13 protein-coding genes are annotated in these 15,755 nt (G+C 60.1%); 11 read left to right on the plus strand and 2 right to left on the minus strand.

The window, feature by feature from the left end:
- Positions 1-33 precede the first annotated feature (33 nt).
- Complete coding sequence (locus ACR0LF_RS10875) at positions 34-2,643, plus strand: ATP-dependent helicase (protein WP_480578552.1); 2,610 nt, start codon at positions 34-36, stop codon at positions 2,641-2,643.
- Positions 2,644-3,048: 405 nt separating this feature from the next.
- Here the strand turns inward: ACR0LF_RS10875 and ACR0LF_RS10880 are convergent, their stop codons facing one another.
- Positions 3,049-3,273, minus strand: a complete 225-nt coding sequence (locus tag ACR0LF_RS10880; protein ID WP_480578554.1) for a DUF1127 domain-containing protein — start codon at positions 3,271-3,273, stop codon at positions 3,049-3,051.
- Positions 3,274-4,228: 955 nt separating this feature from the next.
- Between ACR0LF_RS10880 and mraZ the strand changes: the two genes are divergently transcribed.
- From mraZ to ACR0LF_RS10925, 9 genes are all read left to right on the plus strand, one after another.
- Entirely contained in the window at positions 4,229-4,732 is a 504-nt protein-coding gene (mraZ, locus tag ACR0LF_RS10885) for a division/cell wall cluster transcriptional repressor MraZ (RefSeq protein WP_480578556.1), read from the plus strand.
- Between the two features lie 4 nt (positions 4,733-4,736).
- Positions 4,737-5,729 carry a 16S rRNA (cytosine(1402)-N(4))-methyltransferase RsmH gene (rsmH, locus tag ACR0LF_RS10890; RefSeq protein WP_480578558.1) on the plus strand — a complete coding sequence of 331 codons (993 nt, stop codon included), beginning with the start codon at positions 4,737-4,739 and terminating at the stop codon, positions 5,727-5,729.
- Positions 5,726-6,094, plus strand: coding sequence for a cell division protein FtsL (gene ftsL / locus ACR0LF_RS10895; protein WP_480578560.1), 369 nt, complete (start codon positions 5,726-5,728; stop codon positions 6,092-6,094). The genes rsmH and ftsL overlap by 4 nt, the downstream gene beginning before the upstream one ends.
- Positions 6,091-7,878: a peptidoglycan D,D-transpeptidase FtsI family protein gene (locus ACR0LF_RS10900; RefSeq protein WP_480578562.1), complete on the plus strand. Its 1,788-nt coding sequence runs from the start codon at positions 6,091-6,093 to the stop codon at positions 7,876-7,878. The genes ftsL and ACR0LF_RS10900 overlap by 4 nt, the downstream gene beginning before the upstream one ends.
- A gap of 22 nt (positions 7,879-7,900) precedes the next feature.
- Complete coding sequence (locus tag ACR0LF_RS10905) at positions 7,901-9,400, plus strand: UDP-N-acetylmuramoyl-L-alanyl-D-glutamate--2,6-diaminopimelate ligase (protein ID WP_480578564.1); 1,500 nt, start codon at positions 7,901-7,903, stop codon at positions 9,398-9,400.
- Positions 9,397-10,791 carry a UDP-N-acetylmuramoyl-tripeptide--D-alanyl-D-alanine ligase gene (locus ACR0LF_RS10910; RefSeq protein WP_480578566.1) on the plus strand — a complete coding sequence of 465 codons (1,395 nt, stop codon included), beginning with the start codon at positions 9,397-9,399 and terminating at the stop codon, positions 10,789-10,791. Before ACR0LF_RS10905 ends, ACR0LF_RS10910 begins: the two co-directional genes overlap by 4 nt.
- A 36-nt stretch (positions 10,792-10,827) precedes the next feature.
- A complete protein-coding gene (gene mraY, locus ACR0LF_RS10915; protein ID WP_480578568.1) occupies positions 10,828-11,910 on the plus strand; it encodes a phospho-N-acetylmuramoyl-pentapeptide-transferase in 1,083 nt (360 codons plus the stop codon).
- Positions 11,911-12,059: 149 nt separating this feature from the next.
- The gene (murD, locus tag ACR0LF_RS10920) at positions 12,060-13,457 is read left to right on the plus strand and encodes a UDP-N-acetylmuramoyl-L-alanine--D-glutamate ligase (RefSeq protein WP_480578570.1); all 1,398 of its coding nucleotides are present in this window, start codon (positions 12,060-12,062) and stop codon (positions 13,455-13,457) included.
- Positions 13,458-13,556: 99 nt separating this feature from the next.
- Positions 13,557-13,931, plus strand: a complete 375-nt coding sequence (locus ACR0LF_RS10925) for a glycine zipper family protein (RefSeq protein WP_480578572.1) — start codon at positions 13,557-13,559, stop codon at positions 13,929-13,931.
- Positions 13,932-13,954: 23 nt separating this feature from the next.
- On the opposite strand, the gene ACR0LF_RS10930 is transcribed toward ACR0LF_RS10925, so the two are convergent.
- A complete protein-coding gene (locus ACR0LF_RS10930; RefSeq protein WP_480578574.1) occupies positions 13,955-15,136 on the minus strand; it encodes a BaiN/RdsA family NAD(P)/FAD-dependent oxidoreductase in 1,182 nt (393 codons plus the stop codon).
- Between the two features lie 189 nt (positions 15,137-15,325).
- Between ACR0LF_RS10930 and ACR0LF_RS10935 the strand changes: the two genes are divergently transcribed.
- On the plus strand, positions 15,326-15,661 hold the full coding sequence (locus ACR0LF_RS10935; protein ID WP_480578576.1) for a cupin domain-containing protein: 336 nt from the start codon (positions 15,326-15,328) through the stop codon (positions 15,659-15,661).
- Positions 15,662-15,755 lie beyond the last annotated feature (94 nt).

A 15,755-nucleotide genomic window follows, 5' to 3' on the forward strand; every position in this document is an offset into this window, starting at 1 on the left:
TCCCTTCGCGCTGATCCGGCGTAGTTTGGGACAATGAGCAGTTTTGACGAAATGGACGCCTTCGAAGGCGCATCGTTGTCGGCGCGGGCCATGGCCGTGCGCCCTTCGCCCTATCTGGATGAGCTGAACCCGGCGCAACGGGACGCGGTCGAGCGTCTGGATGGTCCGGTTCTGATGTTGGCAGGTGCCGGGACGGGCAAGACAAAGGCCCTGACGGCCCGGATCGCGCATTTGCTCAACACAGCGCGCGCGCGCCCGAACGAAATCCTGTCGGTGACGTTCACCAACAAGGCCGCGCGCGAAATGAAAGAGCGTGTGGGGCGGCTGCTGGGCCAGCCCGCCGAAGGGATGCCATGGCTGGGCACCTTCCACTCGATCTGCGTAAAATTGCTGCGCCGCCACGCGGAACTGGTCGGTCTGAAGTCGAATTTCACCATTCTGGATACGGACGATCAGCTGCGCCTGCTCAAACAACTGGTGCAGGTCGCCAATATCGATGACAAACGCTGGCCCGCGCGGATGCTGGCCGGGATCATCGACGATTGGAAAAACCGAGCGCTGACACCGGACAAAGTGCCGACCGCCGATGCCGGAGCCTATAACAACAACGGCATTGAACTATACGCGCAATATCAGATCCGTCTGCGCGAACTGAACGCGGCGGATTTCGGTGACCTGCTGCTGCACATGGTGACGATTTTTCAGACCCACCCGGATGTGCTGGAACAATATCAGCGCTGGTTCCGCTATATCCTCGTCGACGAGTATCAGGACACCAACATTGCCCAATACCTGTGGCTGCGTTTGCTGGCCGGAGGGCATAAGAACATCTGTTGCGTCGGTGACGACGATCAGTCGATCTATGGCTGGCGCGGGGCCGAGGTGGGCAACATCCTGCGCTTCGAAAAGGATTTCCCGGGCGCGTACGTGGTACGGTTGGAGCAGAACTATCGCTCGACCCCGCATATTCTGGCCGCAGCCTCCAATGTCATTCGAGGCAATGAAAATCGTCTGGGCAAGGAGCTTTGGACTGCAGCCGAAAACGGTGAAAAAGTCTGTCTGACCGGCCACTGGGATGGTGAGGAAGAAGCGCGCCGGATCGGCGAGGAAATCGAAGGCCTTCATAGCGGTAGATCCCCTTTTGCTAAACGACGGGAAAACTCTCGGTCAGAGCAAATGGTTAGGGAAATAAGGCGTCTTGGGGAGCTAAGTGTTTTAGAAGGGCTTAATAGTAGAGAGCAACTATTAGGCCGCTTAAAAGAGCACGAGAGTTTCTTAGCGGAAGAAAACAGTGAAGATCTCGTTTGGGAATTAACAACGAGACAACAAGAAGGGCTTTCCCTAGAAGCGGCTTTTCAAAAGTTTGATCTTGATGAGATGGCGATCCTCGTCCGTGCCTCGCACCAGATGCGCGCGTTTGAGGATCGGTTCCTGACCATCGGTCTGCCTTACAAGGTGATCGGCGGCCCGCGATTCTATGAGCGGATGGAGATTCGCGATGCCATGGCCTATTTCCGGCTGGTGATCAGCCCCGAAGACGATCTGGCGTTCGAGCGCATCGTGAACACGCCGAAACGCGGTCTTGGCGACAAGGCGCAGCAAACCATTCAGATGACCGCGCGCGAAAACGGGGTGTCACTGGTTGATGGGGCCCGGATCGCGGTCGATAACGGGTTGGTCAAAGGCAAGGGCGGCAAGGCGCTGCGCGAGTTGATCGACGGTTTGGCGCGCTGGAACTCGATGACGCGCGGGCCTCGCATTGAAGTTGATGATGAAGCGGTGATCGATGACGGCGTGTCGCCGATCCGCTATGGCGCGCCTGAACATACGCATATCGAACTGGCCCAGATCATCCTCGACGAATCCGGCTATACCGCCCATTGGCAGAACGACAAGACGCCCGAAGCGCCGGGTCGGCTCGAAAACCTCAAGGAACTGGTCAACCAGCTGGACAATTTCGAAAACCTGCAAGGGTTTCTGGAACATGTCAGCCTGGTCATGGACAATGAGCAGGACAGTGACGGTGCCAAAGTGTCGATCATGACCCTGCACGCGGCCAAGGGGCTGGAGTTCCCGGTCGTTTTCCTGCCGGGATGGGAGGACGGGTTGTTCCCCTCGCAACGGTCGATGGACGAATCCGGGATCAAGGGCCTCGAGGAAGAACGGCGCCTCGCCTATGTCGGCATCACCCGCGCCGAAGAGGTGTGCACCATCTCTTTTGCCGCTAACCGGCGGGTGTTCGGGCAATGGCAGAACTCCATGCCGTCGCGGTTCATCGACGAACTTCCGGAAGATCATGTCGAGGTGCTGACCCCTCCGGGCCTCTATGGCGGCGGTCAGCAAACGGCGGGAATCGAAACGCGCGCAGCCGAAGCCAATGTCTATAACTCACCAGGCTGGAAGCGGATGCAGGCGCGGCAGGGGCAATACGGCATGTCGCAGCCCAAGGAAAGCCGGAACACGGTGATCGACGCCACGGCTTTGGCCAGTTTCACGCTGGGCGAACGGGTGTTTCACCAGAAATTCGGCTATGGCGCGGTGATCGGGATCGAGGGCGATAAGGTCGAGGTCGATTTCGACAAGGCAGGCATCAAGAAAGTCGTTTCGCGCTTTCTGTCCGCCAAGGACGACGTGCCTTTCTGATCTATTGCGAGGCTCTGCCTCGCGCTCCGAGGTATTTTGAACAGAAGAAGGTGGGGGTGTGCGCGCCCCTTTTTGCTGTCGGCAAAGAAAAGCGGCGGTTCCCAGGGAGGAGGAGGGAAACCGCCGCTCTTTGCAACATCAGAGCAGGGAGGAGGAGAGCCCTGATGTATCAGCACCCGGGTTCGAGCCCGGTATGGGTTAAGTCGCGGCGACGTCAGGGAGGAGGAAGACGTCGCCGCGCGCTTTCAACATCAAGGCAGGGAGGAGGAGAGCCTCGATGTATGAGGGTCCGGCATCTTGAGGCCGGTATAAGGTGCGGCAACGTCAGGGAGGAGGAAAGACGTTGCCGCTGATTACAGACCCAAAGGGAGGAGGAAGGGTCTGATCTCGGTATCTCTGGTGCGCTTAGCGCGCGGTGTAGTCTTCTGCCGCTTGCATCGCGACCCGGCGGATCGTCGAGCGGTGCAGGCCCAGATCGGCCAGTTCACGGTCCGACAGCCCGGACAGTTCATTCACTGTCTTGCGGTACATACGGTAGCGCGCAAAGCGGGTCTTGGCTGTCTCGACCAGTGCGATCAATCCGAGCGCCGGTGCGCTTTTGGGTGCTGTATGTGTGCCTGCAAATGCCATTTTCATCATCCGTCTGTCTTGTGTTGCCGATATCACTCGGCCCTTGCTTGATGCTGAAAATAGGCAAATGCTGCAGTTGCACAATGGGTCTCGTCGTCAATGCCGCTATGCAGCAAGCGCATAGATTGGTTCGGTTTTTTCTTTCACATCGCGAAACGCCTTAAAAAATTGGGTGTTACCCAGGGTCATTTCCATCGGTGGAAATACCGCCCTCTGACTGCCCGCCTGAGAATTGAGCACAGTCGATGGCAATTTGTGCGAAATAAAGCCATTCACGAGGTGCCTGCGAGAGAAGAGAGGCGCGTCATCTCACTTTCCCGAGGGGCATTGTTTGTCTGTTCCTTCGAGTGCCGAGTTCAAGGCTGACGGATTATGGGAAATCATGGGCGGTGCTGGTTGTGGCGGGGAAATCGGCCCTGAATCATTGAAGAACTCTGAACGATTCTGCGGAATGGCTGCCCGGAACAACGCTGTTTTCCAACCTGAGTGACCGGTTCTTAAATTTTTCGGGAATTCACGGGAAAAATTTTCACGCTCCTCCTTGTCTATATATAGTTGGTGTGAATTTCTCTTCTCCTACAAATGGTGCCATGACGTTCAATTTCCCATGTGGTACTGTGTTTAGGTCGTGTTTTCCGCGACACGCCCGAAAAATTTCCTATTGATTTCCATGAATTCCCATGTCATCCCTTATTCATCCGATGAGGACGAGGCAGCAGGGGCACCAAACGACCCCGACCAAAAATAATCAGGTTTCATACAGGCATCTCGCTTTCATCAATCAAGAGATCCGGCGCGCGGGCGAGCAGACATCCCCCCAGGTGGCGCGTGCAGCTGGACATCCCGCTCAGCGGGTCAATGCGGCGGGTTGATCAGTGGCAGCAGATCAACCCGCCGTTTTTCATCCGGGGGAACGTGAATTCTAGGTGGGGCGCAAGCGAAAGGGACAGTCGTCTTGGCGCGCAGGTTCAGAGGTGAAAGCCACCATAAGGTGGACACGAAGGGCAGGGTCTCGATCCCGGCCTCGTTTCGCCGTGTGCTTGAAGCCTCGGACCCCAACTGGCAGCCCGGTGACAATCCGGAACTTGTTATTGTCTATGGCGACCACCGCCGCAAATACCTTGAATGCTATACCATGCAGGCGATTGACGAGGTCGACGCCAAAATCGATGCCCTTCCGCGCGGCTCGATGGAGCGCAAGATGCTGCAACGCATGTTCCACGGTCAGTCTTTCCCGACAAATGTCGATGAAACCGGCCGCCTGGTTCTGCCCGCCAAGCTGCGCAGCAAGATCGAACTGGAGGGCGAGGCTTTCTTTATCGCCGCCGGTGACACCTTTCAGATTTGGAAGCCCGAGACCTATGAGGTCGAGGAACTGGCCAAGGCCGAAGAGTGGATGGACGATCTGCCCGACGATTTCGACCCGATGGTCTATCTCGATGGCCTTGGGGACGGGTGACGGCATGTCCGGCGCTGTCTCCCCCTCCGATAAGCCCCATATCCCCGTTCTGCTGCGCCCTCTGTTGGCCGCAGTAGCCCCGGTATCCGGCATTTGGCTGGATGGCACCTTTGGCGCGGGCGGATACACGCGCGGCTTGCTGGAGGCGGGGGCCGACAAGGTTGTCGGTGTGGATCGTGACCCGCTGGCTTTTGAAATGGCCGCCGACTGGGCAGGTGAGTATGGCGACCGGCTGGTAATGCAGCCCGGTGTTTTCTCGCGGATGGACGAATACGCGCAGGATCTGGACGGTGTCGTGCTGGACCTTGGCGTGTCGTCGATGCAGCTGGATCAGGCCGAACGCGGCTTTTCCTTCATGAAGGACGGCCCGCTGGACATGCGGATGAGCCAGGAGGGTGCGAGCGCCGCCGATCTGGTCAACACGGCGACCGAGGCACAACTGGCCGATATCCTGTTTCATTTTGGCGAAGAACGCGCCAGCCGCCGCATCGCAAAAGCCATCGTCAAGGCGCGGGTGGACGCGCCGATCACCACAACTCTGCGTCTGGCCGAGATCATCGAATCCTGTCTGCCGCGCCCCAAGCCGGGGCAATCGCACCCCGCAACGCGCAGCTTTCAGGGTCTGCGGATCGCGGTGAATGCGGAATATGAAGAGCTTTTTCAGGGTTTGATGGCCGCCGAACGCGCATTGAAACCCGGCGGGCAACTGGCCGTTGTCACCTTTCACTCCATCGAAGACCGGATGGTAAAGCGGTTCTTTCAATCCCGCGCGGGCAAGACAGGACGTGCGAACCGCTACGCGCCCGAGATGGAACAGGAACTGCCGCAATTCACATTGAAGACCCGCAAGGCGGTGGGTCCTGATGAGCAGGAATTGCAGGAAAATCCACGTGCGCGCTCGGCCAAGCTGCGTGTCGCAATCCGAACCGAGGCACCGGCGGGGGAAATTGAAGCCCGCGCCATCGGGATGCCGCAACTGGGGGGAAGGGCAAGATGAAGAGTGTTTTGTATGTGTTGACCGCTCTGTCCGTTTTTGGATTGGCGCTCTGGGCCTATCAGGAAAACTACCGCACCCAGCAGGTCGTGAAGGAAACGCAATCTCTGCAGCGCGAGATCGGTATGGCCCAGGTACGTTTGGCCGTCCTGAACGCCGAATGGGCCTATCTGAACCGCCCCGATCGGCTGCGCGAGCTGGCAGATTTGAACTTTGAACGTCTTGGCCTGCTACCGCTGCGGGCTGAACAGTTCGGGCGGGCCGATCAGATCGCCTATGCCGAGGACCCTGACCTGCCCATCGTCGATCCGCTTGAGCTGCAGGGTATCACCGACATTCAGGCGCTGGGCGAGGTGCAGATTCCATGACACGCACGCCCCTGCGCCCTCTGGCCCGCATCCTCGACGCCCGCGCCCGAGGCGAAAACCCCAAGGCGATTGAGCGTGAGAACATCCGCAAACGCCACGAAGACATGAAAGACCGCGCCCGCGCCCGCGCCGAAGGGCGTCTGCTGGTGCTGGGTCTGTTCTTTTTCTGCGCGTTTTCCGTTGTCGGCTTCCGCATGGGCATGTTGGCAACATCTGAGGCGCAAGAGCCTTTGGCCAGCGCGCCGGGGGCGGCGATTGCCATGCAGCGCGCCAACATCGTGGATCGCGAAGGGCGCATTCTGGCGACCAATCTGGACACGTATTCCGTTTACGCCCAGCCGCCCCTGATGATCGACCCGATTGCGGCGGCGGATCAACTGGTGGCGATCTTCCCCGATCTGGAAAAAGAGCGTCTGGTCAAGGACTTCACCGGCAACCGCAAATTCCTGTGGATCAAGAAACGTATCTCGCCCGAGCAGAAGCAGGCCGTCCATGACATCGGCGATCCGGGCATCCTGTTCGGTCCGCGCGAAATGCGGCTTTATCCCAATGGCCGTCTGGCCGCGCATATCCTGGGTGGGTCAGGCTTTGGCCGCGAAGGCGTCAGCGCCGCCGAAGTGATCGGCGTGGCCGGCGTGGAAAAGCAGTTCGACGATTATCTGCGCGACCCGGCCAACGGCAACAAACCGCTGCAACTGTCGCTGGACCTGACGATTCAGGCCGCTGTCGAACAGGTGCTTTATGGCGGCATGAAAATCATGAACGCCAAGGGCGCCTCGGCAGTTCTGATGAACGCGCATACGGGCGAGGTTGTCTCGGCCGCCTCGCTGCCATCCTTCGATCCGAATGACCGCCCACGCCCGCCGACCTCGGGCTTTGACCCTTCGGACAGCCCGCTGTTCAACCGCTATGTGCAGGGCGTCTATGAACTGGGATCGGTGTTCAAGATTTTCACCGCCGCGCAGGCCGTTGAACTGGGCTTGGTGAATTCGAACACAATCATCGACACATCCGGCCCGATGAAGATCGGGCGCTTCCCGATTGGTGAGTTCAACGGCAAGAACTACGGCAAGATCAGCGTTGCGGATGTCATCGTCCACAGCTCCAACCGGGGCACAGGACGCTTGGCGCTGCAAATCGGTTCAGACCGACAGCAGGATTTCCTGAATTCGCTTGGCATGTTCGACCCGACCCCTTTCGAGATTGTCGAGGCCAAAGGTGGCGCGCCGCTGAAGCCCAAGAAATGGGGTGAGCTCAGTACTGTGACCATCTCGTATGGTCATGGCCTGTCGACCAGCCCGATGCATCTGGCTGCCGGATATGCGGCGATTGCCAATGGCGGTCACTATGTCAGCCCGACCATCCTGCGCCAGAACGGCCCGCAATACGGTCCGCGTGTCATGTCGCAGGGAACCGCGCGTCAGGCGCAGAAGATGCTGCGCAAAGTGGTAACGGACGGCACGGCCAGCTTTGCCGAGGTCAAAGGCTATGACGTGGCGGGCAAAACCGGCACCGCCGACAAGCCCAAACCGCGCGGCGGATATTACGACGACAAGGTCATCGCCACTTTCGCAACCATCTTCCCGGCCAACGATCCGAAATACGTTTTGATCGTTACGCTGGATGAACCTTCGATCGTGGCCTACGGCGAAAAGCGCCGCACCGCCGGTTGGACCGCCGTGCCGGTGGCCGCGGAACTCATCGGTCGCGTTGCACCTTTACTGGGGCTGCGTCCCCGGCTTGAGCCTGAGGCGGGCGCTGCTATAACGCTGACCTCAAACTAGGCTGTCCGGCAAGAGGTGGGTCATGGGCACAAGGACGAAAAAACTCAGCCAACTGGCCCTGACCGCAAGAGGGGGCGCAAACCCTGATATCACCGGGTTGGCCGTTGACAGCCGCGAGGTGAAAGACGGTTTTCTCTTTGCGGCCCTTCCCGGGACCCGTGTACATGGCGGTGAGTTCATCCAGTTCGCCCTGCGCATGGGGGCCTCCGCGATCCTGACCGATGCCGAAGGGGCCGAAATTGCCGAGGCCGAGCTTGCCGCCTCGGACGCGGCACTGGTTGTGGTCGAGGATCCGCGACAGGCGCTGGCTGGTGCCGCTGCACTTTGGTTCGGCGCGCAGCCGCAGACCATCGTTGCCGTCACCGGCACGAACGGCAAAACCTCCGTCGCCACCTTCGTGCGCCAGATCTGGACCGAGCTTGGTCACGCCGCCGTCAACCTCGGCACCACCGGGGTCGAAGGCGCCTGGACGGCACCGCTGGCCCACACCACGCCCGAACCGATCACCCTGCACCGCTGTCTGTCCGAAGCGGCCGAGAACGGCGTGACCCACGCCGCGATGGAGGCCTCGTCCCATGGCCTTGAACAGCGCCGTCTTGATGGTGTTCATCTGACGGCTGCCGGGTTTTCGAACTTCACGCAGGACCATCTAGATTACCACGAAACCTTCGAGGCGTATTTCGCCGCCAAGGCCGGTCTGTTCGACCGTGTTCTGCCGCAGGATGGTACGGCAGTGATCAACCTGAGCGACCCGAAAGGGGCGCAGGTCCGGCGGATCGCCGAGGCGCGTGGACAATCGGTGCTGAGCGTCGGGCTGGGCGATGCCGATCTGTGCCTGATCAACCAGCGGTTCGATGCCACCGGACAGGACCTGCGCTTTGCATGGCAGGGCCGAACCTTCCAGACCCGTCTGAACCTGATTGGCGGGTTCCAGGCCGAAAACATCCTGCTGGCCTGCGGGCTGGTCGTCGCCGCAGGCGATAACCCCGAGCAGGTTTTTGAAACATTGCCACACCTGACGACGGTTCGGGGGCGCATGCAACTGGCCGCAACCCGCGACAATGGTGCAACGGTGTTTGTGGATTACGCCCATACGCCTGATGCCGTGGGGACCGCTCTCAAGGCGTTGCGCCCGCACGTGATGGGGCGTCTGATCGCCATCGTTGGCGCAGGCGGGGATCGCGACGCCACCAAACGACCTTTGATGGGCAAGGCCGCGGCCAACCACGCAGACGTGGTCTTTGTCACCGATGACAACCCGCGCAGCGAAGACCCTGCGAGCATCCGTGCTGCTGTCATGGCAGGCGCAGTTGAGGCAGCATCTCAGGCCAGTGTGACCGAGGTCGGCGACCGTGCCGAAGCTATCCTGCGCGGCATCGACGCACTCCAACCCGGTGACGCACTTCTGATCGCCGGAAAGGGCCATGAAACCGGTCAGATCGTGGGGGATCAGGTTCTGCCGTTCGATGATGTGGAACAGGCCAGCATTTCCGTGGCCGCGCTGGACGGGAGGGTCGCATGACGCTCTGGACAGCATCCGAGGCCGCCGAGGCAACCGGTGGTCAGGCGACAAGTGACTGGACCGCCAATGGCGTATCCATCGACACGCGCACGCTCCAGCCCGGCGATCTGTTCGTGGCGTTGAAAGCCGCGCGGGACGGGCATGATTTCGTGGCACAGGCACTGGAAAAAGGCGCAGGCGCCGCTCTGGTTTCTCGTATTCCCAAAGACGTCCCGGATGGGGCGCCGCTGTTGGTTGTTGATGATGTTCAAGCGGGGCTTGAAGCGTTGGGGCAGGCGGCACGGGCGCGAACGGATGCGCGCGTCGTGGGCGTGACCGGCAGCGTCGGCAAGACCTCGACCAAGGAGATGCTGGCGACGATCCTCGAAACACAAGGCAAGACCCATGCCAGCGTGGCCAGCTATAACAACCATTGGGGCGTGCCGCTGACCCTCGCGCGGATGCCGCGCGACACCGAATTTGCGGTGATCGAGATCGGCATGAACCACCCGGGGGAAATTGCCCCGCTGGCCAAGCAGGCCTGCCCGCATGTGGCGCTGGTTACAACCGTGGCTGCGGTGCATCTGGAAGCCTTCGAATCCGTCGCAGGCATCGCCCATGAGAAAGCCGCGATCTTCGAGGGACTCGAACCCGGCGGTGCCGCGATCGTCAACGCCGATATCGACCACGCGGACATCCTGCGCCAAACGGCGCTGGACCATGGGGCCGGGATTGTCGATTTTGGCCTCAACGCAACGGATTACCGGCTGGCAGATGTTGAGCAGCGGGCGGATGCCGTGAAAGCCGAGGCTATGGTCGGCGATCAATCGATCCGCTTTGAAGTGAACTCCGCGGGTACGCATTTCGCCATGAATGCGCTTGGGGCTCTGGCGGCTTGCGTTGAGATGGGCCTCGATCTGGATCAGGCCGTTACTGGCCTGCGCGCATGGTCCCCGGTGAAAGGCCGCGGCGTGCGGGAAAGCCTGCTCCTTTCAAACGGTGGGCAGATCGAACTACTGGACGACAGCTATAACGCCAACCCAACCTCGATGGAGGCCGCGCTGGACGTGCTGGCCGCCTCACAAGGCGCTCGCCGCATCGCGTTCTTGGGTGACATGAAGGAACTTGGCAGGCAGGAAGAAGCGATGCATGCCGCCATGGCTGGTATCAAAGCGATGGCGCAGGTGGATCAGGTCCATTGCATCGGTCCTTTGATGCAAGCGATGCACCAGGCATTGCCAGACGGGAAACGCGGCCTCTGGTCCGCAACCAGCGCCGAAATGGCCGATCACCTGCCCGCCCTGATCCGGGATGGTGACACTGTGCTCGCCAAAGGCTCGCTCAGCATGGCATTGGCCACGATTGTTGACGGTTTGCGCAAAATGGGGCAAGGGGGCGCGCTTGATGGGTGATCACGCCCATGCGCGTCGTTTGAGAAAGGTATTGTCATGCTGTACTGGTTGACCGCCCTGTCGGACGGAGGGGATTTCTGGAACCTCTTCCGGTATATCACCTTCCGCGCAGGCGGTGCCTTCATGACCGCGCTGATTTTTGGGTTCCTCTTCGGAAAACCCCTGATCAACGTGCTGCGTAAAAAGCAGGGCAAGGGTCAGCCAATCCGCGATGACGGCCCCGAGGGGCATTTTTCCAAAGCAGGCACGCCGACCATGGGTGGCTTGCTGATTGTCGGTGCCCTCGTGACCTCGACCCTGATCTGGGCGCGGTTGGACAATCCCTATGTCTGGATGGTGCTGTTCGTGACCTTGTCATATGCGGCCATCGGGTTCGCGGATGACTACGCCAAGGTTTCAAAACAGAACACGCAAGGGGTTTCAGGCAGGATGCGCCTGGCTTTGGGTGTGATTATTGCCGTTCTGGCCTCGCTTTGGGCGACGCTGCACCATCCCGAAGCCCTGCAGAGCCAACTGGCCGTGCCCGTCTTCAAGGACACGCTGGTCAATCTCGGCATCTTCTATATCCCGTTTTCGATTGTCGTGATCGTAGGGGCCGCCAATGCGGTGAACCTGACCGACGGTCTGGACGGCCTGGCCATCATGCCCGCGATGATCGCGGCCTCGACCCTCGGCATCATCGCCTATGCGGTGGGGCGGGTCGACTTTACCGAATATCTCGATGTGCATTACGTCCCGGGCACGGGTGAGATATTCATCTTCACCTCTGCGCTTTTCGGAGCGGGCCTTGGGTTCCTCTGGTACAACGCCCCGCCGGCGGCGGTGTTCATGGGTGACACCGGATCGCTGGCCCTCGGCGGCGCGCTGGGCGCCATCGCCGTGGCCACCAAACACGAACTGGTTCTCGCCGTGGTCGGTGGCCTGTTCGTGGTCGAGGCGCTGAGTGTGATCATTCAGGTCCTCTATTTCAAACGCACGGGCAAACGGGTCTTCCTGATGGCCCCGATCCACCACCACTATGAGAAAAAAGGCTGGGCTGAACCGACCATCGTGATCCGCTTTTGGATCATCTCGCTGATCCTGGCGATGATCGGTCTGGCGACGCTGAAGGTAAGGTAACGCTCCCGCCAGGTTCGGAGGACCTGCGGTCCTCCTGCCACCTGTTGGGCCCGGCTCGCGCTGCCGCGCGCGCCTGACGCGCCCCTTGTCATTGTGATTTTCTTCGGTGCAGTGTGGCCTCCAATTCCAAATCAAAGAGGGTGAGCAGGATGATCGCGGTCAAAGGCTTTTCAGGACAGAAAGTAGCCGTTCTGGGGCTGGGCCGATCCGGCCTGGCCACCGCGCGCGCGCTGCGTGCTGGCGGGGCGGAACCGGTTTGCTGGGATGACAACCCGGCAGCCCGTGAAACCGCCGAAAGTGAAGGCTTCACCTGCACTGACCTGCGCAAGCATGGGGCGTTTGAGGGCATCGCTTCGCTGATCGTCTCACCGGGCATTCCACATCTCTATCCGGAACCGAACCCGGTGGTCACCGCAGCCTTGGACGCAGGCGTGCCGGTGGACAATGACATTGGCCTGTTCTTCCGCTCCTTCGCGGGGCCGGAATGGAACAACTATGACACCCCGCCGCGCGTGATTGCGGTGACAGGGTCGAACGGGAAATCCACCACGGCGGCACTGATCCACCACATCCTGACCGAGGCCGGGCGCGAGGCGCAGTTGGCTGGCAATATAGGTCGCGGAGTTCTGGATATCGATCCGGGTGGCGATGGCTCGGTCGTAGTGCTGGAACTCAGCAGCTATCAGACGGAACTGGCCCGCGCTTTGACCCCCGATGTGGCGGTGTTCACCAACCTTTCACCCGATCATCTGGACCGTCACGGCGGCATGGGCGGGTATTTCGCGGCCAAACGACGCCTCTTTGCCGAAGGCGGCCCGGATCGCGCGATCATCGGTGTCGATGAGATAGAAGGCGCGTTTCTGGCGGGGCAACTGTCCGAAGGGCCGACGGATGACCGGGTAATCCGTATATCTGTGGCGCGGAAACTGACCGGGCCGGGCTGGCAGGTGTTCGCGCGCAAAGGGTTCCTGTCAGAGTACCGCAAGGAGCGTCAAACTGGCTCCATCGATCTGCGTACGATCAAGGGACTGCCCGGTGCGCATAACCACCAGAACGCCTGCGCGGCTTACGCCGCCTGCCGGTCGCTGGGCCTTGCGCCGCGTGTGATCGAGGATGCGCTGCACTCCTATCCGGGCCTGCCGCATCGCAGCCAGATCATCGCCGAGGCGAATGGGGTTACTTACGTCAACGATTCCAAGGCGACCAATGTCGACAGTGCCCTGAAAGCGCTGACCGCGTTCAAGAAGATTCGCTGGATTTGCGGTGGGCTCGAGAAAGAGGGCGGCATCGCAGCCCTGAACGCGGCAGCGGATCAGGTTCTCAAGGCCTATGTGATCGGTCGCGAAGCGGCGGGTTTTGCGATGCAGCTTGAAGCCGATGCGCAGGTTTGCACCACGATGGAGTCCGCCGTGGCGCAGGCCATGGAAGATGCCAAGGCAGGCGATACCGTGCTGCTGGCCCCAGCCGCGGCCAGCTTCGATCAGTATGACAATTTTGAGCAGCGCGGCGATGACTTTGCCGAACAGGTGCGCAAACGCCTGACGTAAGGCGATGCCCTGCCGGTTGATCTGGACTTTTTCCAATCAGATTGACACTTTGTGGGAAGTAAGGTTGCGTCACCTTCAGTTCACAAAGAGGTAGCGGATATGTCTGCACGCAAAGTATTCTTGGCTCTTCCCGTGGTTGCGCTGGCCAGTGCCTGTGCCAATAGCGGGGCGAATTACGTACCGATCATCGACGGGGCGGTGGGGCCTAACTATCAATCTGATCTGGCCAATTGTCAGGCGCTGGCGCGGTCTCAGCCGACGCTGGACAGCAACACCGCAGGTGCCGCAGCCATCGGCGCGGCCGGTGCGGCGGCGACCACGGCGATCATCGACAACAGCGCCAGCGATCTGGGCCGTGCCGCAGCAGCCGGTGCCCTGATCGGTGCCGGTGCAAGCGCGATCAACAACACTCAGAATCAGGAAGTGATCGTGCGCAACTGTATGCGCGGACGCGGGTATAACGTCGTCGGCTAAGGCCGCGTATTCGGAAGCGCAGGTTAGCTTTTGGCGGCAATCGCAATCCCAGCGGCATGGCCTGATGACCAGGCCCACTGGAAATTGTAGCCGCCCAACCAGCCGGTGACATCCACAGCTTCGCCAATCGTATAGAGGCCAGGGACATCCTTGGCCTCCATCGTTTTCGAGGACAGATCGTCAGTGTCGATCCCGCCCAGCGTGACCTCAGCCGTGCGATACCCCTCGGTGCCTGATGGCACCAATTGCCACTCGGACAGGGCTGCGATCAGGTCTGTCAGCTTCGCATCCGACTGATCCGCCAGATTTCCGGACATCGGGATGATCTTGCTCAGATGCTCCACCAGCCGGGCAGGCAGATGGCGGGCCAGTTCGGTTGTCAAAGCCTTGCGGCCTGCGCTCTGCCGCTGCGTGCGCAACAGGTCGAACAGTGGCAGATCGGGGATCAGATTGACCCGGATCGACTCACCCTCGTGCCAATAGGATGACAGTTGCAACACCGACGGCCCGCTGAGGCCGCGATGAGTGAACAGCAGCGCCTCATCAAAGCCGGTGCGGTCGTTTGACAGCCGAGCAGGCAGGGACACACCGGACAGATCCTTGAAGCGCCCATCAGAAAAGGTGAACGGCACCAACGCGGCGCGCGTGTCGGTTACGCGCAGGCCGAATTGCCCGGCAATGTCATAGGCCAACCCGGTCGCGCCCATCTTGGGGATCGACTTGCCACCCGTGGCCAGCACCAGATTGGCGCAGGTCAGGGGCAGGCGCTGCCCGTCGCGTTCGACCTCCAGCACAAACCCGCTGTCAGCCTTGCGCAGATCACGCAGCGAGGTTTGCACCCACAGCTCGGCACCTGCCTTGCTCATCTCGTCCAACAACATCTGGATGATCTGTTTCGACGACCCGTCGCAGAACAATTGCCCCAGCGTTTTCTCATGCCAGGCAATGCCATAGCGCCCAACCAGATCAATAAAATCCCACTGTGTATAACGTGCCAGCGCTGATTTGCAGAAATGTGGGTTCTGCGACAGGAAGTTGCCCGGCCCCGCATACATGTTGGTAAAGTTGCAGCGCCCACCGCCCGAGATGCGGATTTTCTCGCCCGGTGCCTTGGCATGGTCGATCACCAGCACGCGCCCGCCGCAATGGGCCGCGCACATCATGCCGGCAGCACCGGCACCAAGGATGATCGTGTCGAACTTCATAGGCTGCGCATGGCGTGGATTAAGGGGGATGGCAAGTGCTCTTGCCGACGCAAGGCACGAGACGCATCAACTGTGTACCCATTAACTTAACGTCAACTTGAATGCAGATTGTCAGATGTTCAGGGCACTGTCATGCTTCCGTCATTATGACAGGATTATGGACAAAGCCACTTAGAAAAGGAATTTCAGATGCAATTTCCTGAGTTTATAACGTCTTTTCCAAAGCTGGACGTGCCGTTTCCTGAGGACGTGGTGCAGACGGCTGTCATTCGATCCGACGCCGGTTTGGTCGCGTTTTTTACTTTTCTGAAGGATATGGAGCTTCCTTTGCATTCACATGGAGCCCAATGGGGGACGGTGATTGAGGGGAAAATTGAACTCACAATAGGGGATCAAACCAACATTTACCTCCCCGGCGACAGCTATTCGATCCCGGCCGGAGTGGAGCACGGAGGCGTTATCACGGCGGGGTCACGTGTCATCGACGTGTTTGAAGAGCCCGACCGCTATCCGATCAAAGACTAGCGTAAGGCAGCTTATCTTGCGGATCTGATCGCATGCCGATCCAATAACTGACGCGGCCAAGATCACAAACTCTGATGTCAGCCAGAGGCGAATG

It is taken from the genome of Ruegeria sp. E8, from assembly GCF_056533985.1.

What these genes read in the sequence shown, in the direction of transcription:
- ACR0LF_RS10875 (WP_480578552.1), top strand. Translation starts at nt 34, where the DNA reads ATGAGCAGTTTTGACGAAATGGACGCCTTCGAAGGCGCATCGTTGTCG.
- ACR0LF_RS10880 (WP_480578554.1), bottom strand. Translation starts at nt 3,273, where the DNA reads ATGGCATTTGCAGGCACACATACAGCACCCAAAAGCGCACCGGCGCTC.
- rsmH (WP_480578558.1), top strand. Translation starts at nt 4,737, where the DNA reads ATGTCCGGCGCTGTCTCCCCCTCCGATAAGCCCCATATCCCCGTTCTG.
- ftsL (WP_480578560.1), top strand. Translation starts at nt 5,726, where the DNA reads ATGAAGAGTGTTTTGTATGTGTTGACCGCTCTGTCCGTTTTTGGATTG.
- ACR0LF_RS10900 (WP_480578562.1), top strand. Translation starts at nt 6,091, where the DNA reads ATGACACGCACGCCCCTGCGCCCTCTGGCCCGCATCCTCGACGCCCGC.
- ACR0LF_RS10905 (WP_480578564.1), top strand. Translation starts at nt 7,901, where the DNA reads ATGGGCACAAGGACGAAAAAACTCAGCCAACTGGCCCTGACCGCAAGA.
- ACR0LF_RS10910 (WP_480578566.1), top strand. Translation starts at nt 9,397, where the DNA reads ATGACGCTCTGGACAGCATCCGAGGCCGCCGAGGCAACCGGTGGTCAG.
- mraY (WP_480578568.1), top strand. Translation starts at nt 10,828, where the DNA reads ATGCTGTACTGGTTGACCGCCCTGTCGGACGGAGGGGATTTCTGGAAC.
- murD (WP_480578570.1), top strand. Translation starts at nt 12,060, where the DNA reads ATGATCGCGGTCAAAGGCTTTTCAGGACAGAAAGTAGCCGTTCTGGGG.
- ACR0LF_RS10925 (WP_480578572.1), top strand. Translation starts at nt 13,557, where the DNA reads ATGTCTGCACGCAAAGTATTCTTGGCTCTTCCCGTGGTTGCGCTGGCC.
- ACR0LF_RS10930 (WP_480578574.1), bottom strand. Translation starts at nt 15,136, where the DNA reads ATGAAGTTCGACACGATCATCCTTGGTGCCGGTGCTGCCGGCATGATG.
- ACR0LF_RS10935 (WP_480578576.1), top strand. Translation starts at nt 15,326, where the DNA reads ATGCAATTTCCTGAGTTTATAACGTCTTTTCCAAAGCTGGACGTGCCG.